At 64.8% G+C, this 20,299-nt stretch carries 17 protein-coding genes; 3 read left to right on the top strand and 14 right to left on the bottom strand.

Features of this window, described 5'->3' with window-relative positions:
- Position 1: 1 nt before the first annotated feature.
- The 3 genes from D8767_RS10210 (at position 2) to D8767_RS10200 (ending at position 6,130) form a co-directional block, all read left to right on the top strand.
- Positions 2-1,627: an ABC transporter ATP-binding protein gene (locus D8767_RS10210; RefSeq protein ID WP_016711617.1), complete on the top strand. Its 1,626-nt coding sequence runs from the start codon at positions 2-4 to the stop codon at positions 1,625-1,627.
- A gap of 291 nt (positions 1,628-1,918) precedes the next feature.
- Positions 1,919-4,849, top strand: a complete 2,931-nt coding sequence (locus tag D8767_RS10205) for an aminotransferase (RefSeq protein ID WP_028699006.1) — start codon at positions 1,919-1,921, stop codon at positions 4,847-4,849.
- Between the two features lie 375 nt (positions 4,850-5,224).
- Positions 5,225-6,130 (top strand): LysR family transcriptional regulator, encoded by a 906-nt coding sequence (locus D8767_RS10200; RefSeq protein WP_016711619.1) that lies wholly within the window; start codon positions 5,225-5,227, stop codon positions 6,128-6,130.
- A gap of 32 nt (positions 6,131-6,162) precedes the next feature.
- Here D8767_RS10200 and D8767_RS10195 read toward each other — a convergent pair whose 3' ends face one another.
- From D8767_RS10195 to D8767_RS10130, 14 genes are all read right to left on the bottom strand, one after another.
- The gene (locus tag D8767_RS10195; RefSeq protein ID WP_016711620.1) at positions 6,163-6,858 is read right to left on the bottom strand and encodes a response regulator; all 696 of its coding nucleotides are present in this window, start codon (positions 6,856-6,858) and stop codon (positions 6,163-6,165) included.
- A complete protein-coding gene (locus D8767_RS10190; protein ID WP_016711621.1) occupies positions 6,855-9,509 on the bottom strand; it encodes a sensor histidine kinase KdpD in 2,655 nt (884 codons plus the stop codon). Before D8767_RS10190 ends, D8767_RS10195 begins: the two co-directional genes overlap by 4 nt.
- Before the next feature lie 77 nt (positions 9,510-9,586).
- The gene (gene kdpC, locus D8767_RS10185) at positions 9,587-10,138 is read right to left on the bottom strand and encodes a potassium-transporting ATPase subunit KdpC (RefSeq protein ID WP_016711622.1); all 552 of its coding nucleotides are present in this window, start codon (positions 10,136-10,138) and stop codon (positions 9,587-9,589) included.
- Positions 10,139-10,148: 10 nt separating this feature from the next.
- The gene (gene kdpB / locus D8767_RS10180) at positions 10,149-12,203 is read right to left on the bottom strand and encodes a potassium-transporting ATPase subunit KdpB (protein WP_016711623.1); all 2,055 of its coding nucleotides are present in this window, start codon (positions 12,201-12,203) and stop codon (positions 10,149-10,151) included.
- Between the two features lie 9 nt (positions 12,204-12,212).
- Positions 12,213-13,907: a potassium-transporting ATPase subunit KdpA gene (kdpA, locus tag D8767_RS10175; protein WP_016711624.1), complete on the bottom strand. Its 1,695-nt coding sequence runs from the start codon at positions 13,905-13,907 to the stop codon at positions 12,213-12,215.
- Between the two features lie 9 nt (positions 13,908-13,916).
- Positions 13,917-14,006, bottom strand: a complete 90-nt coding sequence (gene kdpF / locus D8767_RS10170; RefSeq protein ID WP_003251485.1) for a K(+)-transporting ATPase subunit F — start codon at positions 14,004-14,006, stop codon at positions 13,917-13,919.
- Positions 14,007-14,182: 176 nt separating this feature from the next.
- On the bottom strand, positions 14,183-15,235 hold the full coding sequence (locus D8767_RS10165) for an AI-2E family transporter (RefSeq protein ID WP_016711625.1): 1,053 nt from the start codon (positions 15,233-15,235) through the stop codon (positions 14,183-14,185).
- A gap of 12 nt (positions 15,236-15,247) precedes the next feature.
- Positions 15,248-16,042 (bottom strand): DUF4892 domain-containing protein, encoded by a 795-nt coding sequence (locus tag D8767_RS10160; RefSeq protein WP_016711626.1) that lies wholly within the window; start codon positions 16,040-16,042, stop codon positions 15,248-15,250.
- Positions 16,043-16,151: 109 nt separating this feature from the next.
- Positions 16,152-17,006, bottom strand: coding sequence for an alpha/beta hydrolase (locus D8767_RS10155; RefSeq protein ID WP_016711627.1), 855 nt, complete (start codon positions 17,004-17,006; stop codon positions 16,152-16,154).
- Positions 17,003-17,791 carry an alpha/beta fold hydrolase gene (locus D8767_RS10150; RefSeq protein WP_016711628.1) on the bottom strand — a complete coding sequence of 263 codons (789 nt, stop codon included), beginning with the start codon at positions 17,789-17,791 and terminating at the stop codon, positions 17,003-17,005. Before D8767_RS10150 ends, D8767_RS10155 begins: the two co-directional genes overlap by 4 nt.
- Before the next feature lie 93 nt (positions 17,792-17,884).
- Positions 17,885-18,271 (bottom strand): hypothetical protein, encoded by a 387-nt coding sequence (locus tag D8767_RS10145; protein WP_016711629.1) that lies wholly within the window; start codon positions 18,269-18,271, stop codon positions 17,885-17,887.
- A 97-nt stretch (positions 18,272-18,368) separates the two neighbouring features.
- Positions 18,369-18,827 carry a phosphohistidine phosphatase SixA gene (gene sixA, locus D8767_RS10140; RefSeq protein WP_016711630.1) on the bottom strand — a complete coding sequence of 153 codons (459 nt, stop codon included), beginning with the start codon at positions 18,825-18,827 and terminating at the stop codon, positions 18,369-18,371.
- Positions 18,824-19,171 carry a DUF4389 domain-containing protein gene (locus D8767_RS10135; RefSeq protein WP_016711631.1) on the bottom strand — a complete coding sequence of 116 codons (348 nt, stop codon included), beginning with the start codon at positions 19,169-19,171 and terminating at the stop codon, positions 18,824-18,826. The genes sixA and D8767_RS10135 overlap by 4 nt, the downstream gene beginning before the upstream one ends.
- Positions 19,172-19,207: 36 nt before the next feature.
- Entirely contained in the window at positions 19,208-20,233 is a 1,026-nt protein-coding gene (locus D8767_RS10130) for an NAD(P)H-dependent glycerol-3-phosphate dehydrogenase (RefSeq protein WP_121757731.1), read from the bottom strand.
- Positions 20,234-20,299: the final 66 nt, after the last annotated feature.

Raw genomic sequence — 20,299 nt, 5'->3', positions numbered from 1 at the left:
CATGAGTGAACAGAACCTGATCGAAGTGCGCGACCTGGCCGTTGAGTTTGTGACCGGGGACCAGGTCAACCGCGTGGTCGACGGCATCAGCTTCGACATCCGCAAGGGCGAGACCTTGGCACTGGTGGGCGAAAGTGGCTCGGGCAAGTCCGTCACCGCGCACTCGATCCTGCGCCTGCTGCCCTACCCCCTGGCCCGCCACCCCAGCGGCAGCATCCGCTACGAAGGCAAAGACCTGCTGCAGCAGAACGAGAAGACCCTGCAACGCATTCGCGGCAACCGCATTGCGATGATCTTCCAGGAGCCGATGACCTCGCTCAACCCGCTGCACTGCATCGAAAAGCAGATCAACGAAATCCTGTTGCTGCACAAGGGCCTGACCGGCAAGGAAGCGACGGCACGCACGTTGGAGCTGCTGGACCTGGTCGGCATACCCGAACCGCAAAAGCGTTTGAAGGCCCTGCCCCACGAGTTGTCGGGCGGACAACGCCAGCGGGTGATGATTGCCATGGCGCTGGCCAACGAGCCGGAGTTGCTGATTGCCGACGAACCGACCACGGCGCTGGACGTGACCGTGCAGCTGAAGATCCTCGACCTGCTCAAGGAACTGCAGGCGCGCCTGGGCATGGCACTGCTGCTGATCAGCCACGACCTGAACCTGGTGCGCCGCATCGCCCACCGCGTGTGCGTGATGCAGCGCGGGCAGATTGTCGAACAAGCCGAATGCGCCACGCTGTTCAGTTCCCCGCAGCACCATTACACGCAGATGCTGATCAACGCCGAGCCCAGCGGGCTGCCGGCGGACAACCCGGTGGGCGCGCCGTTGCTTGAGGTGGATGACCTGAAGGTGTGGTTCCCGATCAAGAAGGGGCTACTGCGGCGCACCGTTGACCATGTGAAGGCGGTGGACGGCGTCAACTTCAGCCTGCCTCAAGGACAGACGCTAGGCATTGTCGGCGAATCCGGGTCGGGCAAGTCGACGCTCGGCTTGGCGATCCTGCGGTTGATTTCCAGCCAGGGTGGCATTCACTTCCATGGGCAGAATTTGCAAGGGCTGAACCAGAAGGCCGTGCGGCCGCTGCGACGGGAAATGCAGGTGGTGTTTCAGGACCCGTTCGGCAGCCTGAGCCCGCGCATGTGCGTGGCGGACATTGTGGGCGAAGGGTTGCGCATTCACGGCATTGGTACGGCGCAGGAGCAAGAAGCGGCGATCATTGCAGCGCTGGAGGAAGTGGGGCTGGACCCGCGTACACGGCATCGCTATCCGCATGAGTTCTCGGGCGGGCAGCGCCAGCGTATTGCGATTGCACGGGCGCTGGTGTTGAAGCCTGCGTTGATCCTGCTGGATGAGCCCACCTCCGCGCTGGACCGCACCGTGCAGCGGCAGGTGGTGGAGTTGCTGCGTAATTTGCAGCAGAAGTACAACCTGACCTACCTGTTCATCAGCCATGACCTGGCGGTGGTGAAGGCGCTGAGTCACCAGTTGATGGTGATCAAGCATGGGCATGTGGTGGAGCAAGGGGATGCGCAGGCGATCTTCCATGCGCCGCAGCATCCGTATACGCGGCAGTTGCTGGAGGCGGCGTTTCTTGAGGTGGATGATGCCGAACCGGGCATGATGCGCTAAAGATCAAAGTATGGGCGGTTGCTGCAACTGCCCATACGCTGACCGCTGCAGGACCGTACAGCATTGGAGGCTTCCTCGTGACTATCTCACCGTCCCCCATCGGCCCGATGCTCAGGCACTGGCGCATGCTGAACCGGGTCAAGCAGCTGCACGCCGCGCAGATGTTCGGGGTGTGCCAGTCCCCATAGTTCAGCCATTCATCAGATTTTCTGACAACAATCGTCTTTCATCATCAGCCAGAACAGGCATAAATTCTCCACCGTCAACTCCCAGTAGCAACGGTAGAGCCTCATGTCCAGCCCACAGCACCCGTCCGCCTCCCCTGCCCTGACCACGCTGATCAGCCGTTCCGGCCTGCCCAGCCCTTCACTCAGTGAAACGCAGGCTCACGCCGTATTGCAGGCGCATTATGGTCTCGACGGTGACCTGGCGGCACTGGGCAGCCAACAGGACCTCAACTTCCGCGTGGACGCGCCGCAAGGGCGCTACGTGCTCAAGGCATGCCACGGCAGCTATGCCCAGTTGGAGCTCGAAGCACAACATGCCGCCCTGGCCTACTTGCGCGAACAGGGGTTGCCAGTACCCGCCGTGCGCCCTGCCAGCAACGGCGAAGGATTGCTGGCACTGGACATCGACGGGCAACCGCTGCGCCTGCGGCTGCTCGACTACATCGAAGGCCAACCGTTGACCCGCCTCAAACACCTGGAGCCACGCCTGATCGCTGAACTGGGCGGGCTCTGTGCGAAGCTGGACAGGGCGCTGGTCGACTTCGATCACCCCGGCCTGGTGCGCACCCTGCAATGGGACCCGCAACATGCCCAGGCGCTGATCGACCACCTGTTGCCGGTTCTGCAAGACAGCGGACAACGCACCCGCATCGAACACGCCACTCGCCAGGCCTGCGCGCGCCTGACGCCGCTGGTGGACCAACTGCCGATTCAGCCTGTGCACCTGGACATCACCGACGACAACACCGTGTGGGCGCGCAACAGTGAGCGCCAGTGGCAACTGCAAGGGGTGATCGACTTCGGCGACCTGATGCGCACCTGGCGTATCGCCGACTTGTCTGTGACATGCGCGTCGCTGCTGCACCACGCCGAGGGCGACCCGCTGCGCATCCTGCCGGCAATTGGCGCCTATCAGGTGCTCAACCCGCTGACCGAGGCCGAGCTACGCGCCCTGTGGCCACTGGTGATCAACCGCGCTGCGGTACTGGTGTTGAGCAGCGCGCAGCAACTGGCCGTGGACCCCAGCAACCAGTACACCCGCGACAACGTGGCCCATGAGTGGGAAATCTTCGACACCGCCACTGCCGTGCCTTTCGCGCTGATGGAGGCCGCCATCCTCCAGGCGGCAGGCGTGCAGATCGACGTTCCAGACTTGAACGGTTGCGCCCCCCTGCTCCCCGACCTGGCCGGGCAGGAAGTAACGCGGGTCGACCTGGGTGTGCTCAGCCGCCATTGTGAAGCGGGTAACTGGGAGCAACCCGGTTTCGACCAGCACCTGCTGAGCGCGCAAACGGCCCCGGCCTGCACCCTGCACGGGCAGTATCGCCTGTCGCAAACCCATATCGACCGGCCCGAAGAGCCTGCGACCTGCGCCCTCGGCGTTGAGTTGCATGTGCCCAACGGCAGCCAGGTGCAAGCACCCGAAGCCGGCACCTGGGTGCGCCATGGCGACGGCCGCGGTTGCCTGCAAACCGCGCACTGGGCCTTGTGGTTGCAGGGCCTGGAAGATGCACCCGCCGATGGGCAGGCGATGGAAAAAGGCCAGTCGCTGGGCCATAGCTGTGGTTTCCTCAGCGTACAGCTGTGCCTGGACCTTGCCCTACAGCCGCCCTTCTTCGCCACCCCGTCCCACGCCGACGCCTGGCTGGCCCTGTGCCCGTCGCCGGCCGCGCTGCTGGACCTGGACTGCGATGCCGAGTCGCTGCCCGACCCACAGGCCTTGCTGGCCCGCCGCGACGCCAGCTTTGCCCGCTCGCAGAAGCACTACTACGCGCAACCGCCACACATCGAACGCGGCTGGCGCAACTACCTGATCGACATGCAGGGCCGTTCGTACCTGGACATGCTCAACAACGTCGCGGTACTGGGCCACGGCCACCCGCGCATGGTCGCAGAGTCGGCGCGGCAGTGGTCGCTGCTGAACACCAACTCGCGCTTCCACTACGCGGCCATCACCGAGTTCTCCGAACGCCTGCTGGACCTGGCGCCCGAAGGCTTCGACCGGGTGTTCATGGTCAACAGCGGCACCGAGGCCAATGACCTGGCCATTCGACTGGCCTGGGCCTACAGCGGCGGGCGCGACTTGTTGAGCGTGCTGGAGGCCTACCACGGCTGGTCGGTGGCCACCGACGCCATCTCCACGTCCATTGCCGACAACCCGCAGGCCCTGGAAACCCGACCGGACTGGGTGCACCCGGTCGAGGCGCCGAACACCTTCCGTGGCCGATTCCGCGGTGCCGACAGCGCGGCTGACTACCTGCGTGACGTCGATGCCAAGCTGGCCGACCTCGATGCCCGTGGCCGCCAGCTGGCGGGCATCATCTGTGAACCGGTGTACGGCAACGCTGGCGGCATTTCGTTGCCGGCCGGTTATCTGCGCGACGCTTACGCCAAGGTCCGGGCCCGTGGCGGCGTGTGCATCGCCGACGAGGTGCAGGTGGGTTATGGCCGCTTGGGCGAATACTTCTGGGGCTTCGAGGAGCAAGGCGTGGTGCCCGACATCATCACCATGGCCAAGGGCATGGGCAACGGCCAGCCGCTGGGTGTGGTCATCACCCGCCGCGAAATCGCCGAAGCGCTGGAGGCCGAGGGTTACTTCTTCTCCTCGGCCGGTGGCAGCCCGGTCAGTTGCCGCATCGGCATGGCGGTACTGGATGTGATGCAGGAAGAAGGCCTGTGGGACAACGCCCGCGACACCGGGCGCTACTTCAAGGCCCGCCTGCAGGCGCTGGTCGACAAGCATCCGCTGGCCGGCGCAGCGCATGGGTCTGGCTTCTACCTGGGGCTTGAACTGGTGCGCAATCGCGAAACGCTGGAGCCGGCTACCGAAGAAACCATGGCCCTGTGCGACCGTCTGCGTGAGCTGGGCATCTTCATGCAACCCACCGGCGACTACCTGAACATTCTCAAGATCAAACCGCCGATGTGCACCACCCGGGCGAGCGTGGACTACTTTGTCGACAGCATTGACCGGGTGCTGGGCGAGGGGCTGTAAGGTTGGGGTGAAGGCCTAGAGGTGCCTGCCGTGGGTTTTGCGGTGGCGCACAAATCGAGCGCCGCCCGCGCGGCGCATCGCGAGCTGCGCTCGCTCCTACGTTTGTTTCGGGCCAATTATTCCTGAGGGATTTGCGCGCGAGCGCCTTGGCGCATGGCGCGATTTCGCGTCGTATAAACAAGGCGGTCGCGCGCGCCTGTCACAGGCGTTACTGGCCCGAAACAAACGTAGGAGCGAGCGCAGCTCGCGATGCGCCGCACGGGCGGCGCTCGATCTCACAGGCGCTGAAAACACCCCGCCAAACACCCCAAAACCCCCAAGGCATGTTCAAATAAACACCCCATACTTGCCCCACCATGATCAGGTTTACTGACAATGGCCTTTTCCAGCGACTCCCTGGCAATCTTCCTCGCCGTGCTCGACGCCGGGTCGTTCTCGGCCGCCGCCCGCAAGCTGGGCCGTGTGCCTTCAGCCGTCAGCATGGCGGTCGCCCAGCTGGAAGCAGAACTGGACCTGGTGCTGTTCGACCGGGCCACGCGCAAGGCCTTGCCCACCAGCGCCGCCCTGGCGCTGGAGCCGCAAGCCAGGCAGGTGATCTGCCAGCTCAACCTGCTCGACGCCCAGGCCCTGCAACTGCACAAGGGCCTGGAAAAGCGCCTGACCATCGCCATGGCCCCCGAACTGCAAACCGGCCGCTGGAGCCAGCCACTGGAAGTTTTGGCCCAGGAGTTTCCCAGCCTGGAAATCGAAGTGCGCTCGGCCACGCAGACCGAAGCCGTTCGCTTGCTGCACGAAGGCAGCGTGCAACTGGCGCTGGTGTTCGAGCGGCCCGGTATCGACGAACGGGAGTCGTTCCTTGAAGCCGGCAGCCAGCTGCTGGTAGCGGTCGCTTCGCCCCGCCACCCTGCCGGCCAGAACAGCGGCACGCCATTGCCTGAAGAAGCCTTTGCAGAACAGCGGCAGATCATCGTGGCCTCGGGCAAGGCCACCGGGTCGGATCCGCGGATGGTGCTGTCGCGGCGCATCTGGCTGACCGACAGCTACCTGGCCACGCTGGACTTGGTGCAGTCTGGCCTCGGCTGGGCCTACCTGCCGCAGCCGCTGGTCGAACCGCTGATTGCCTCAGGCGCACTGGCAGAGGTGCGCTTTGACAACATGGCCAGCCGCTTGCGCTTGTGGGTGGATATCATCTGGGTCAAGCCGCGTCCCTTGGGCTTGGGAGCGCGGCGCTATCTGGAAATCATGCGCCAGCTGTTCGACAGGGAGCCGGCCAGAACCTGATGCCCTTTCACCCACCGGGGTAGATGCCCGGATCAAGCGACCGGCGCTACCAACCTGTACCCTACCCCCGCCTCGGTAATGATGAACCGTGGCGCCGTGGGGTCGTCACCCAGCTTCTGGCGCAGATGCCCGACCACGATCCGCAAGTAATGGGTGTCTTCCACATGGGTAGGCCCCCAGATGTCCTTGAGCAACTGCTGCTGGGTAATCACCCGCCCCGGATGCCCGGCCAACAGCGCCAGCAAGGCATACTCCTTGCGCGTCAGCGCCACCTCGACGCCCTCCAGCGTCACCCGGCGGAAGGCAAAATCCACGGTCAACGGCCCGAAGCTGGCCGCCACCTCCGAACCACCGGTCTGCGGCACCTGGCGCAGCAGGGCACGCACCCGCGCCAAGAACTCCTGGATGCCGAAGGGCTTGGTCACATAGTCGTTCGCCCCGCCATCCAGCGCATCCACCTTCTGGACCTCACTAGCGCGCACCGACAACACCATTACCGGCACCGCACTCCACTCGCGCAGCTCACGCAGCACCTGCTGGCCGTCCATGTCCGGCAGGCCCAGGTCCAGCACCACCAGGTCCGGCTTGCCCAATGCTGCCTGAGTGAGCCCTTCCTCACCGGTTGCGGCTTCGATCACCTTGTAGCCCTGGGAGGCCAGGCTGATGCGCAGGAACTTGCGGATCTGCGGTTCATCGTCGATGACCAACAGGGTGGCGGACTGGCTCATGGGGTTTCGCTTTCGGCTTCAGGTTGAGGAGGCAGTGGCAAGCATAGAGTGATGCCGGTGCCCTGGCCATCGATGCCTTCGCCTACCAGAATCTGCCCGCCATGGGCGCCGATCATGCCCTGGCAGATGGCCAGGCCCAGGCCGGTACCCTGCCCGCCACGGTCACCACGGGCGGCGGTATAGAACATGTCGAAGATCTTCTCGCGGTCGGCCACCGGAATGCCGGGGCCTTGGTCAAGGACGGCAAAACGCAACTGCATGTCCTGCACCGATACGTGGAGTTCAAGCCGACCATTGGCCGGCGAGAACCGTGCCGCGTTTTCCAGCACATTGACCAGCGCCTGCTCGATCAGCGCTGCATGCACGAACAGCAGCGGTAGCTCGGCCGGCACGTCAGTGTGCACACGCAACGGGGCAAGCACTACGCGCAGGCGGTTGAGCGCACTGCCAGCGATGTCGCCCGGCGCCACCCAGTCGCGTGCCAGCTTGAGACCGCCGTGGCCCAGGCGGGTCATGTCCAACAGGTTCTGGATGTAGCGGTCGAGGCGCTCGGCCTCGTTGCGGGTGCCTTCCAACAGCTCACGGCGGTCTTCAGGCGGGATGGCCTCGCCCAACGCCAGCAGGCTGTCGATGCTGCCACGCATGGCGGTCAACGGCGTGCGCAAGTCGTGGGAAACGGACGCCAGCAAGGCACTGCGCAACTGCTCGGTTTCGCCATGCAGGCGTGCGGCCTCCAGCTGCTCGGCCAGGCGGGCGCGGGCCAACGCCTGCGCCAGCGGCTGGCCAAGGGCGGTGAGCAGGCGCCGGCGCGGGTCGCTGAGCGGCTGGCCGGAACGCGGGCGTACACCGAGCAGGGCCAGGGGTTGTTCGTCTACCGCCAGCGGCCACCACCACCAGCGGCCATTGGGTAGGGTGTCACTGCCATGGCCGGCGGCCTGGCCATGCTGCCAGGCCCATTGCGCGGCGGCGCGTTCGTTTTCGCTAAAGGCGTGGGCTTCACCACTGGCCACCTGCAGCTGGCCTTCGGCGTTGCGCTCCAGCAGGCACACCTGCATATCCTGCCAGCCATCCAGATGCTGGCCGGCGGCATTGAAGACGGCCTGGCGGTCGGTGGCCACCGTCAGCCGGCGCGACAGGTCGAGCAACTGGCTGGTCTGTGCCTGGGTCTCGCGCAGCGCCTGCAGTTGGCGACGCTGGCGGGCGGCCAGGTTGCCGGTTAGCGCGGCCATCAGCAGGAAGAACACCAGGGTCAGCACATCTTCTTCACGCTGGATGCTGAACGAGAAGTTGGGCGGAATGAACAGGAAATCGTAAGTCAGGAACGACAACGCAGCACAGGCCAGCGCAGGCCCCAGGCTGCTGCGTACCGCCACCAGCAACACCGCTGCCAGGAACACCAGCGAAATGTTTGGCAACGCCAGCACACTCGACACCGCCCAGGACAGGCCTGCTGCCATGACGGTGGCCACTAGCGCCAGCAGGTAATGCCGCCACACCCACACCCGCCGCACCGCCGAACGCGGCGCTTGCGGCTGCACATCGCGGTCCAGCACGTTGATTTCCAGGCCATGGCTCTCACGCAACAGCCGCGCAGCCACCCCGGCACCGAACAGGCGCCGACGCAGGCGGTCGCGGGACTGCCCGACCAGCACCAGGCTGGCCCGTCGCTCGGCGGCATGCTGGATCAACGTGCGCGCCACTTCGCCGGCACGCAGCAGCACCACCTCCCCGCCCAGGCGCTCGGCCAGTTGCTGCGCGGCCTGCAGGCGATGGCGAGCGGTTTCGTCACGCAGGCGGCCGTTGTCCACATGCACCATGCTCCAGGGCAGGTGTCGACGCTGGGCCACGCGGCTGGCATGACGCACCAGGCGCTCGGCCTGGTCGTCGCCATCCACGCCCACCAGCAACCGGCCACGCAATGCCGGAGCCTCCTGGCCGCGCTGACGATAGCCATGGGCCAGGTCGGCATCGACCTGCGCGGCGGCAGTCTGCATGGCCAGTTCGCGCAGCGCGGTTAGGTTGGTTTGCGAGAAGTACGCGTCGATCGCGGCCCGCGCCTGCTCCGGTACGTACACCTTGCCTTCGCGCAAGCGTTCGAGCAGCTCGCGCGGCGGCAAGTCGATCAGCACCAGCTCGAAAGCTTCCTGCAACACCCAGTCCGGCAGGGTTTCGCGTACGAGCACGCCGGTAATGTCGCGCACCTTGTCGTTGAGGCTTTCCAGGTGCTGGACGTTGACCGTGGTGTACACGTCGATGCCGGCGGCCAGCAATTCCTGCACGTCCTGCCAGCGCTTGGCGTGCCGGCTGCCGGGGGCATTGGTGTGGGCCAGTTCGTCGACCAGGGCCAGTGTTGGCGCGACCTTGAGCAGGCCGTCGAGGTCCATTTCTTCAAGCGTGACGCCGCGGTACTGGCTGCGCAGCAGGGGTTGCTGCGGCAGGCCGGCGAGCAACGCCTCGGTTTCGGCGCGGCCGTGGGTTTCGACAACCCCCGCAAGCACCTGAACGCCCTGGCGTTGCAGGGCGTGGGCGGCCTGGAGCATGGCAAAGGTTTTGCCGACGCCGGGGGCGGCGCCGAGGAAGACCTTGAGCCGGCCCCGGCCTGTGCGAGGGAGGTTAGCCAGCAGCGCGTCTGCGCGGGCGGAGTCACTCATGTTTCATCCTTCAGAATCTGTGACGGTCGACCAAAGGGCCTACTTTGCCCGCGAAGGGCCGCAGAGCGGCCCCAACATCAGTGGTTCAAATGCTCAAGTGCCTGGTTCAGCGCCAGCACATTGACCACCGGCGGGCCGATCAATGGGTGGAGGGTGGCCTCTTCCACCAAGGCTTGCAAGCGCTCCTCCGGCAGTTGCCGCGCTGCTGCCACGCGCGGAATCTGGTAAGCCACAGCCTCTGGCGGCAGGTGCGGGTCAAGACCGCTGCCCGAGGTGGTCAGCAACGCCTGCGGTACCGGGCCCTGCGGCGCCTGGTACAGCGTTGCGGCGTCCCCCTTGACCCGCTCGGCCAGCGCCGGGTTACTCGGCGACAGGTTGCTGGCACCGCTGGCCACGGTGGCATAGGCACCCGCCGAAGGCCGCGCATGGAACCAGCCATCACCCTTGAACGCCTGGGCGATCAGCGCCGAGCCACGCACCTGCCCCTGGTCATCGCGCACCAGGCTGCCATTGGCCTGTTCCGGGAAAGCGACCTGGGCAATGCCCGTGACCGCCAGCGGATACAGCGCGCCAGTCACCAGCGTCATCAACAGAGCCAGGCTCAACGCCGGGCGTACATAAGCATTCATGGCGGCCTCCTCAGACCAGATTCAGGGCATTGAGCAGCAGGTCGATCAGCTTGATCCCGGCAAACGGCACCACAATGCCGCCCAGCCCGTAGATCAGCAGGTTGCGCCGCAACAGATGCGCCGCACTGGCCGCCTGCACCCGCACGCCACGCAGCGCCAGCGGGATCAGCGCGATGATGATCAGCGCGTTGAACACGATGGCCGACAGGATCGCGCTCTGCGGGCTGGCCAGGTGCATCAGGTTGAGCACGCCCAGCTGTGGATAGATGGCAGCGAACAGCGCCGGCAGGATGGCGAAGTACTTGGCCACATCGTTGGCAATGGAGAACGTGGTCAGTGCGCCACGGGTGACCAGCAGTTCCTTGCCGACCTGTACCACGTCCAGCAGCTTGGTCGGGTCGCTGTCCAGGTCGACCATGTTGGCCGCCTCGCGCGCGGCCTGGGTGCCGTCGTTCATGGCCATGCCCACATCGGCCTGCGCCAGTGCCGGGGCGTCGTTGGCACCGTCGCCGCACATGGCCACCAGGCGGCCGTCGTTCTGCTCCTGGCGGATACGCGCCAGTTTCTTCTCAGGGGTGGCCTCGGCCAGTACGTCATCCACCCCCGCTTCGGCTGCGATGGCGGCGGCGGTCAGCGGGTTGTCGCCGGTCACCATCACCGTGCGAATGCCCAGTTTGCGCAACTCGGCGAAGCGCTCGCGGATACCCGGCTTGACCACGTCCTTGAGGTGGATCACGCCAAGCAGGCGCTTGTCGATGCACACCAGCAGCGGTGTGCCGCCACTTTGGGCGATGCGCTCCACTTCGCGGGCCAGCGCCGGGGGCATTTCCAGCCGTTGCATGCCGACGAACGCCAGCACCGCATCGACGGCGCCCTTGCGGTAGCGGTGCTGCTGGAAGTCGATACCCGACAGACGTGTTTCGGCACTGAATGCCACGGCCTCGAACTGCCCGGCAGCCGGTTCGATAAAGTCGTGCAGTTGGCGCAGGTACTCGACAATCGACTTGCCTTCGGCGGTGTCATCGGCCAGCGAGGCCAGCAGCGCCCCCTCCCCCAATTCCTTGGCGGTGATGCCCGGTGCAGCATGCAGCGCGCTGCAGCGGCGGTTGCCAAAGGTGATGGTGCCGGTCTTGTCGAGCATCAGCGTATGCACATCACCGGCTGCTTCCACCGCCCGGCCGGAACGGGCGATGACGTTCAAGCGCACCAGACGGTCCATGCCGGCGATGCCGATGGCCGACAGCAGGCCGCCGATGGTGGTAGGGATCAGCGTCACCAGCAGCGCGGCCAGGAAAATCAGCGGCAGGCTGCCACCCGCGAAATGGGCGAACGGCTGCAAGGTCACCACCACGATCAGGAAGATCAGCGTCAGGCCGATCAGCAGGATGTCGAGGGCAATCTCGTTCGGCGTTTTCTGGCGCTTGGCGCCTTCGACCAAGGCAATCATGCGGTCGAGGGTCGATTCGCCCGGGTTGCTGGTGATACGGATCAACAGCCAGTCGGAGACCAGCCGGGTATTGCCGGTCACGGCCGAGCGGTCGCCGCCGGATTCACGGATCACGGGGGCAGACTCACCGGTAATGGCGGCCTCGTTGACCGCCGCGATACCTTCCAGCACCTCGCCGTCGCCGGGGATCATTTCGCCCGCGACTACGCGCACTACGTCATCTTTGCGCAATGCGCTGGCTGCAATGGTTTCGTAGCTGCCATCACGCTTGCGACGCTGTGCGGTCAAGCCTTGGCTACCGGCCTTGAGGCTGTCGGCGCGGGCCTTGCCACGGCCTTCGGCCAGCGCCTCGGCAAAGTTGGCGAACAGCACGGTAAACCACAGCCACAGGGCGATTTGCACGGCAACCCCGGTGCTCACGCCACTGCCGGGAGCGAAGCACAGCACAGTGGTCAGCACCGCGGTCAGGGCCACCACCAGCATCACCGGCGAACGTTTGAGCTGGCGCGGGTCGAGCTTGACGAACGCCTGCACCAGCGCCGGGCGCCACAACGCGGCGAAGCGAGTCTGGTCCTTGGCGGTGTGCCGCGCTTTAACTTCAGGAATGGGCATGTTCATGGTCAGTCCTCAGAAACCCAAGCTCAGGTGTTCGGCGATTGGCCCCAGGGCCAGGGTCGGCAGGAAGGTTAGGCCACCCACCAGCAGGATGGTCACCAGCAGCAGGCCGGTGAACAGCGGGCCGTGGGTGGGGAAGCTGTTCTGCCCCTGCGGTGCGCTTTTCTTCGCTGCCAGGCTGCCAGCCAAGGCCAGGATCGGCAGGATGTAGCCGAAGCGGCCGATGAGCATGGCCAGGCCGATCATCAGGTTGTGGTACACCGTGTTGGCACCGAAGCCGGCGAAGGCCGAGCCATTGTTGGCCGTGCCCGAGGTGTAGGCGTACAGCAACTGGCTGAAACCATGCGCCCCTGGGTTGCTGACCGCACCCGCCGGGCCAGGCAGGCTGGCGGCGATAGCGCCCAGCACCAGCACGCCGACCGGCATCACCAGCAGGGTTGCCACCAGCAACTGCACCTCACGGGCTTGCAGCTTCTTACCCAGGTATTCCGGGGTGCGGCCAATCATCAGCCCGGCCAGGAACACCGCGATCAACACGAACAACAGCATCCCGTACAGCCCGGCGCCGACGCCGCCGAAAATCACCTCGCCCACCATCATGTTGACCATCGCCACCATGCTGGTCAGCGGGTTGAGGCTATCGTGCATGGCGTTGACCGAGCCGTTGGAGGCTGCAGTGGTGGTGACCGTCCACAACACCGAACCGGTAGTGCCAAAACGGCTTTCCTTGCCTTCCATGGGGGCCGCCTGTTGCACCTGGGTGCTTTCCAGCGCCGGGTTGGGCTGGTACTCGGACCACAACGCGGTGCTGCCGCCAATCAGGAACAGGGCAAGCATGCAGGCGAGGATCGCGCGGCTCTGACGCAGGTCCTTCACGTAGTGGCCGAACGTGAACACCAGCGCCACCGGAATGAGGATAATCGACGCCACCTCGAACAGGTTGCTCCAGGCCGTGGGGTTTTCGAACGGGTGCGCCGAGTTGACACCGAAGAAGCCACCGCCGTTGGTACCCAGTTGCTTGATGGCGATCTGGCTGGCGGCCGGCCCCAGCGGTATGGTCTGATCAGCCCCTTGCAGGGTCAGCGCATGGGCGTAGTCGGCAAATGTCTGCGGCACGCCCTGCGACACCAGCAGCAGCGCCAGCAGCAGGCACAGCGGCAGCAAGACATAGAGGGTGGCGCGGGTCATGTCGACCCAGAAATTGCCCAGCGTCGTTGCACTGCGCCGGGCAATGCCGCGACACAACGCGACCAGCACGGCCAGGCCGGTGGCGGCACTGACAAAGTTCTGTACGGTCAGGCCAAGCATCTGGCTGAGGTAGCTGACCGATGCCTCACCACTGTAGGCCTGCCAGTTGGTGTTGGTGACGAAGCTGACCGCTGTGTTGAACGCCAACGACCACTCCTGGCCTGGCAAATGCTGCGGGTTGAGCGGCAGATAGCCCTGCAACAGCAACACGGCGAACAGCAGCAGGAATCCGGCCAGGTTGAAGGCCAGTAGTGCCAGGGTGTATTGCCGCCAGTTCTGCTCCTGGCTGGCGTTCACGCCCGCTAGCCGGTAGCAGGCCTGCTCGACCGGGCTCAGCAGCGGCGACAGCCAGGTGCGCTGGCCTTCCATGACCCTGTAGTAGAACCGCCCGAGCCAGGGTGCCGGTAGCAGCACGATGGCAAAGAACGCCAGCAGCAAGGCGAAATCGTAACTGTGCATGGCCGCTCCCTAGCTGCGATCGGCGCGCAGCAGCGCCACCAGCAGATAAAACGCCAAGGCCACTGCCAGCAGCAGTGACAGCCCGTCGAGCATGTTCATGAGTGGTTCTCCCCGTGGTGCGGCTTGTGCCGCTATGGGGAAATTGTCTGAGGGAGGGGCGTAAAGAGGCGAGATCGGGGGGTGTGGGTGGGTATAAAGAAAGCGTAAAAATCAGCGTTGTGGGTTGTCTTTACTGGCCTCTTCGCGGGCAAGCCCGCGAAGAGGCCGATACAGGCTTACTGCTGGGGAGGTTGCTGCGCAGCGTTTCGGCTCCAGTCCAGCAGCAGGCTGTACCCGACCGCGAGCAAGGTCGGCCCGATGAACAGGCCAATGAAGCCAAAGGCAAGCAATCCACCGAACACTCCCAACAGCACGATCACCAGTGGCAGGTTACCGCCACGGCTGATCAGGTACGGTTTGAGCACGTTGTCCACACCGCTGATGACAAAGGTGCCCCAGATGCCCAGGAACACCGCCATGCCGTACTCGCCCTTCCACACCAACCAGGCCGTGGCCGGGATCCAGGCCAGTGGTGGGCCCATGGGGATCAGGCTGAGCATGAAGGTCACCAGGCCCAGCACGATGGCACCCGGCACGCCGGCAATCAGGAAGCCGATCAGTGCGAGCACAGCCTGCGCAGCCGCTGTGCCAATCACCCCGTTCACCACCCGCTGAACGGTGGCCGCCACCAGTTCCAGGTAGTACTCGCCGCGATCACCCATCAGGCGGTGCAGCAAGCGCAATACGAACGCCGACAAGCGAGGGCCGTCACGGTAGAAAAAGAACACGAACACCAGGCTAAGGGTCAGTTCCAGCACACCGCTGCCGATCTGCGCACTGCGCGCCAGCAACCAGTTGCCCACCTGCCCGAAGTAGGGCTTGACCGACGCCAGCAATGCCGCCCCCTGCTGGTCGAGCGACTGCCACCAGCTGACCAGGCGCTCACCAACGAACGGTATGCCCCCCAACCAGGCCGGTGCATCGGGCAAACCGTCCACCTGCACGTCGCGCACGAACGCCGTGGCATCGCGAATATGATCGGCCATGTTGAACCCCAGCCACACCAGCGGCAATGCCACAATCAGGATCCAGGCGGTGGTCAACAGGCTGGCCGCCAAGGTTTCGCGCCCGCCCAGCACACGCGTGAGCAAGCGCATCAACGGCCAGCTGGCAAAAGCCAGGATGGCCCCCCACAGCAACGCCGAGATGAACGGTGCCATCACCCACAGGCCGGCCCCCAGCAACGCCAACAGCAGAATCTGAACCAGCAGGCGATCATTGTTAACCATGGCGGCGCTCGTTCAACGGATCAGTTCAAGGTGCAGGCCGTCGGTGGGCGCGCTGCCGACTTCAAGGCGGCCATTGCGCACCCCTGCCTTGACCAGCGCCTCGCGCCAGGCTTCGGCCTGAGCGCCACTGAGGCTGGCACGCAGGGTGCTGTCCAGGTTCAGGCTGCGGGCCAGCAAATTCACCCAGGTGTCTTGCGGCGCAGCCAGGTCAGGATAGTCGAGCTTGCCGGTGTCGCGCATTTCGCGCAGCACCGTGGCGGCGGTCGGCAGCAGTTCGCCCAACGGGTTGCCGGCGACGAACTCTTCCACATGCAGGTAGGCGCGGCGGTTGCCCCGGGTAACGCTGTACAGCGCGACCAGGGTGTCGGCCTCTTCCGCCGAGCGACGCAGCAAGATGAAGGCCTGCTGTTCGTCACCACCGTTCAGGCGGGCATTGGCAAACACATCGTTGGCCCACAGGCTGGCTTCGCCGCAATCGCGGCCTTGGCACCAGAACAACGGGTAACCACCGTAGCGTTGCAGTTCTTCACGGGCAGTGGTGAAGGCTTCGCGGGCGGTGCGTTCGACCGGCAGTTCGTAGGTGACCGAGCTGACCTGACCACGGCTTTCGACCTTGTCTTCGACCCGCAGGCGGCCGCTGATCTTGCGCAGCGGGCCCATCGGGTAGACGCGTTCCTGCTCCACGGCCGGACGCTGGTCGACGACCTTGGCGTCCACCGGCACCGGCAGGCTGCCGGCCCACAACACGGGGCTGGCGAACACCAGGCAGGCGGCTACGGCATTACGGATGGCAACAGGCGCGCTCATTGGCGACCCAGGCGGCGCCCTGCGCCGAAATAAAGCTCCAGGATGTCTGGCAGTTGCATGGTTGTCTCCCTGTTCAACCCGCCAAGCCTCGACAGTTGTCCGGTGCAAGTCAAGCAAAGCCAAAGAAGCGATTGAAACAGTCTGCGACAAGGGCCGCGCCCTGCTCATCGTTCAGGTGCAGGTGATGGCCACCGGGAAGCGTCACCTGCTCAAAGGGTAGCTGCTCCAGCAACGCGGTGTGGCGCACCAGCATGCCATCGGCGGCAACCACTAGCTGCGCCGGGCAATCCACCCTGCGCACATAGGCCATGGCCTGGGCTTCGCTCAGGCGTAGTGGCGATGGCAAGGTCAGGCGGCTGTCACTGCGCCAGCTGTAACCGCCCGGCACCGGCATGAGGCCGCGCTGGGCCAGCAGTTCGGCGGCCTCGCGGCTGACCGCGACCATGCCTTTCATCCGGGCATGCACACCTTCCTCCAGCGTGGCGTACACCGACTTGCGCTTACCGTCCAGCCGCAGCTGGGCCTGCAGTGCCATCCCCAAACGTTCGCCTGCATCCTGCTCGGCACCGGTTGGCGGGATGACGCCGTCGATCAACGCCAGATGGCTGACCCGGTCGGGCAAGGCGCCAGCCAGCTGCACCGAAATGATTGCCCCAAGTGAATGCCCCAACAGTGCAAAACGCTGCCAACCGAGCTGCTCAGCCACCCGCAGCACATCATGGGCATAGTCGGCCAAGGCATAACCGGCGCCAGGCGGGCGGTGTTCGGAGTAACCGTGCCCGGCCAGGTCCAGGGCGACGATGCGCAGGCCTTTGAGTTGTGGCGCCAGGCGGGCGAAGCTGTTGGCGTTGTCCAGCCAGCCGTGTAGGGCAATCACCGGCAGCCCGTCCTCGGGGCCGAACAGGTGCGCGGCCAGCTCGATATGGCCCAGGTTCAGGCGGATTTCTTCGACGTGTGCGCTCATGCCTGACTCCAGCGGTCGAACAGGCCCTTGATCAGGCTGGCGGTGTCTGCGGGGCGCTCTAGCGGGAACATGTGCCCGCCCGGCACGCTGTGATATTCACCCTGGGGCATGCCCCGTACGGCCAGGGTGTGGTGGCGGCGAATGACATTGCTACGGTCGCCGCGCACCATGGCCAGCGGCACCTGCAACTGCCGCGCGGGCGCCGGGCTGGTATGCGGGATGCTGCGGTAGATGCTGATTTCGGTAGCCGGGTCGAAGCGTAGCTGCAGGCCCTGCTCTGCCGCCTGCAAGCCGTGTTCGACATAGGCGTCGAGGCAGTCGGGATCGAAATGGCGGAACAGTGACTTGGCGGCGAAATAGTCCCGGGCGCTGTCGCGGTCATTGAACGTTTCGCGGCGCCCCAACGTCCGCCCGGCCGGGGTGATACGGTCGATGAAGCCAAAGCGCTTGGCGGTGCGCAGCAGCCATTGATCGGCGCGGGTGAGTACTGGCGAGTCGAGCATCACCACGCCACGGTAGTACTCGGGGCAGCGCAAGGCAGCATGCAGGTGCAATACGCCACCCAGCGAGTGGCCGACACCCCAGACCGGCTGGTCCTGTTGCGCCAGGTGGTGCAACAGTTCATCGACCAGGCTCTGCCAGTTGTCATTCACCGGAAAGCGTGGATCGTGCCCATGCTGGGCCAGGTGCTGCACCTGGTAGTCCGGCGCCAGGGCAGCGAACAGCTTGCCGTACGTGGCCGAGGGGAAACCGTTGGCATGGGCGAAGAAGATCTGCTGCGGCATGGCGCCTGGTCCGGACGGAGGATGATGGCTCATTGTCGGCATCGGCGCGCCGTTCGGCAACGTCCGGAAAGGTCATCGGCGAGGGCTATCAGGTCACGCAGACCGGTCGAAACTGGCCAGTGAACGGCGCAGGCAGGCTTGCATGTAGGCCAACTGGCTTTCCAGTGCTTCGCGGGCCAGGCGCTGGTCCTTATAATCAAGCTGAAGGCGACGCAGAGCCAGGCAACTGGTTTGCAGCAAATGAGACACCCGCTGGCAGGTATCTTGAAGGATAAGAAAGTCCTGCAGACTGTTCTCTCTATCAGCAGCATTCAGCACGCTGCTGGCGTTGACCGTTTTCATCAGGCCATAGAGCTTGGCATCGGCCGAATCGCGTAGCAGGCTGTATCGGGCGAAGTCCAGAGCGACACCTTGCTCAACCATGTCCAGGGTAGGTTGCAAATCCACGGCGCTCAGCAACGCCCCCCTCTCACCCTTCATTCGCTGCTCCATGCCTTTTGCTTTCAGGCACGCTAACAAGGGGCCACTCACTGCGGCAACTGACAAAAATGCCAGTTGCCTTACCGGTTTCAGGGTTTCAAGGCGGATAACTGATCCCTTTGAGGGTCATCAGCCCAGCCAGCGGCCAATCCCCTTCCAGTTCCGCCAGGCTGGCGGTGCTCATGGCTGCGGGATGCTGCTGATGGCCATGCTCCAGCGCCCCGACCAAGGTCCCCACCAACGGCTGGTGGCTGACCAGCAGTACATGCTCCAGACCCAGCCGCTCGATTTCACCGATCACCTGCTGCACGTCACTTTCAGGGGTCAGCCAGGGCACGGTACGCACCGGCTCGCCGAAGCCCAGTGTGTCATGCACCAGCGCCGCCGTTTGCTGGGCGCGCACGTAGGGGCTGGCAATAATTGCCTGCAACGGCTGCCCGAGCAGGCGAGCAGCGCTGTGCAGCACCTGCTCGCGGCCATGGGCAGTCAAACGGCGTTCGGCATCCGTGTTGGCCCGTGGCTCCGCTTCACCGTGGCGCAGTACCCACAGCTTCACAGCTTGGGTTCCTCGTCACGCACCGGGTGTGGGGCCGGCGCCACGGCATGCGCTGCTTCACCTTCCGGCGCACGCGGCGCAGGCCAGTCAGAGAACGGCCATGGCTTCTGGTCGCTGTGGAAGCTGCCAAAGCGGCCGATCTGCGCCAGGAACTGGCTCAGGCTGTCGCCGAAGTTCATCAGGCTGGCGCTGGGTGCGCCGTACACCAGACGGTAGATCAGCTGCACCAGCACCAGCCCACCCAACAACAGTTCGGCCAGCTGCCAGACCACCAGGAACACCAGCATCCACAGCACCCGCAGGATGATCGACTCGCGCTGGGCGCGTTCGGGCGTATCGTTCATGTGTCGCTCCTTGCTCGTGTCAGAGCCGCCAAAGGCTCAGTTGAAACCGCTGATGGAAATGAAATCGACATCGGTCTTGGGTTCGGCGCGCATCAGGTACTCGATCACCTGGTTCAGCGTGCGGCCTTCGAACAGGATGGCATGCAGGCCCGCCACCAGTGGCATGTAGACCTGCACTTCCTGGGCTTTGGCCTTGAGCACCTTGATGGTATTGACGCCTTCGGCCACTTCGCCCAGGCGGTTGACCGCCTCTTCCAGGCTATGACCCTGGCCCAGCGCGTAACCCACCTGATAGTTGCGGCTCTTGGGCGAGGAACAGGTGACGATCAGGTCACCGACACCGGCCAGGCCGAGGAAGGTCATGGGGTTGGCCCCCTGACTGACGGCAAAGCGAGTCATTTCGGCCAAGGCACGGGTAATCAGCATGCTCTTGGTGTTCTCGCCCATGCCCAGCGCAACGGCCATGCCGGCGATGATGGCGTAGACGTTTTTCAACGCGCCACCCAGCTCGACACCAAAGCGGTCAGCGCTGGCATAGACACGGAACGTGCGCCCATGCAGCACAGCCTGCACCTGCTTGCAGAGTTTTTCGTCCTCGCTGGCGACCACCGTTGCAGTCAGCGCGTGCTCGGCGATTTCGCGGGCAAGGTTAGGGCCCGATAACACGCCGATACGCGCTTCGGGGGCAATTTCTTCAAGGATCTGGCTCATCAGCTTGAAGCTTTGCGCTTCGATGCCCTTGGTCAGGCTGACCAGGCCCTTGCCGCGCAGCAGCTCGGCATGTGGCGCCAGCACGCTGCGCAAGGCGCTCGACGGCAGGGCAACGAAGATCAGCTCGCTGGCCTGCAGGGTCGCCAGCAGGTCATTGACCGGCTCGACGCCATCATGCAGACGGATACCCTTGAGGTAGCGCGGATTCTCTCGATTGACGCGCATGGCCTCGGCTTGCACCGGGTCGCGCATCCATTGACGCACCGGCACACCGTTTTCCGCCAGCAGGTTCGCCACGGCGGTGCCAAAGCTGCCGCCTCCCAGAACTGCAACAGGTTGCTGTTCAGTCATATCCAATCCGTTAAAGCCAAAAATTAAGTGGCGACCCCGCCATTATACGGCTCGCCTGCTACAGAA

The organism is Pseudomonas sp. LTGT-11-2Z (assembly GCF_003691445.1).
GTDB lineage: Bacteria > Pseudomonadota > Gammaproteobacteria > Pseudomonadales > Pseudomonadaceae > Aquipseudomonas > Aquipseudomonas monteilii.
This window is presented reverse-complemented; position numbering and strand designations above follow the sequence as displayed.

What these genes read in the sequence shown, in the direction of transcription:
- D8767_RS10205 (WP_028699006.1), top strand. Translation starts at nt 1,919, where the DNA reads ATGTCCAGCCCACAGCACCCGTCCGCCTCCCCTGCCCTGACCACGCTG.
- D8767_RS10130 (WP_121757731.1), bottom strand. Translation starts at nt 20,233, where the DNA reads ATGACTGAACAGCAACCTGTTGCAGTTCTGGGAGGCGGCAGCTTTGGC.
- D8767_RS10135 (WP_016711631.1), bottom strand. Translation starts at nt 19,171, where the DNA reads ATGAACGATACGCCCGAACGCGCCCAGCGCGAGTCGATCATCCTGCGG.
- D8767_RS10150 (WP_016711628.1), bottom strand. Translation starts at nt 17,791, where the DNA reads ATGCCGCAGCAGATCTTCTTCGCCCATGCCAACGGTTTCCCCTCGGCC.
- D8767_RS10190 (WP_016711621.1), bottom strand. Translation starts at nt 9,509, where the DNA reads ATGAGTGACTCCGCCCGCGCAGACGCGCTGCTGGCTAACCTCCCTCGC.
- D8767_RS10210 (WP_016711617.1), top strand. Translation starts at nt 2, where the DNA reads ATGAGTGAACAGAACCTGATCGAAGTGCGCGACCTGGCCGTTGAGTTT.
- kdpA (WP_016711624.1), bottom strand. Translation starts at nt 13,907, where the DNA reads ATGCACAGTTACGATTTCGCCTTGCTGCTGGCGTTCTTTGCCATCGTG.
- D8767_RS10145 (WP_016711629.1), bottom strand. Translation starts at nt 18,271, where the DNA reads ATGAAGGGTGAGAGGGGGGCGTTGCTGAGCGCCGTGGATTTGCAACCT.
- kdpF (WP_003251485.1), bottom strand. Translation starts at nt 14,006, where the DNA reads ATGAACATGCTCGACGGGCTGTCACTGCTGCTGGCAGTGGCCTTGGCG.
- D8767_RS10200 (WP_016711619.1), top strand. Translation starts at nt 5,225, where the DNA reads ATGGCCTTTTCCAGCGACTCCCTGGCAATCTTCCTCGCCGTGCTCGAC.
- D8767_RS10195 (WP_016711620.1), bottom strand. Translation starts at nt 6,858, where the DNA reads ATGAGCCAGTCCGCCACCCTGTTGGTCATCGACGATGAACCGCAGATC.
- kdpB (WP_016711623.1), bottom strand. Translation starts at nt 12,203, where the DNA reads ATGAACATGCCCATTCCTGAAGTTAAAGCGCGGCACACCGCCAAGGAC.
- kdpC (WP_016711622.1), bottom strand. Translation starts at nt 10,138, where the DNA reads ATGAATGCTTATGTACGCCCGGCGTTGAGCCTGGCTCTGTTGATGACG.
- D8767_RS10155 (WP_016711627.1), bottom strand. Translation starts at nt 17,006, where the DNA reads ATGAGCGCACACGTCGAAGAAATCCGCCTGAACCTGGGCCATATCGAG.
- D8767_RS10160 (WP_016711626.1), bottom strand. Translation starts at nt 16,042, where the DNA reads ATGAGCGCGCCTGTTGCCATCCGTAATGCCGTAGCCGCCTGCCTGGTG.
- D8767_RS10165 (WP_016711625.1), bottom strand. Translation starts at nt 15,235, where the DNA reads ATGGTTAACAATGATCGCCTGCTGGTTCAGATTCTGCTGTTGGCGTTG.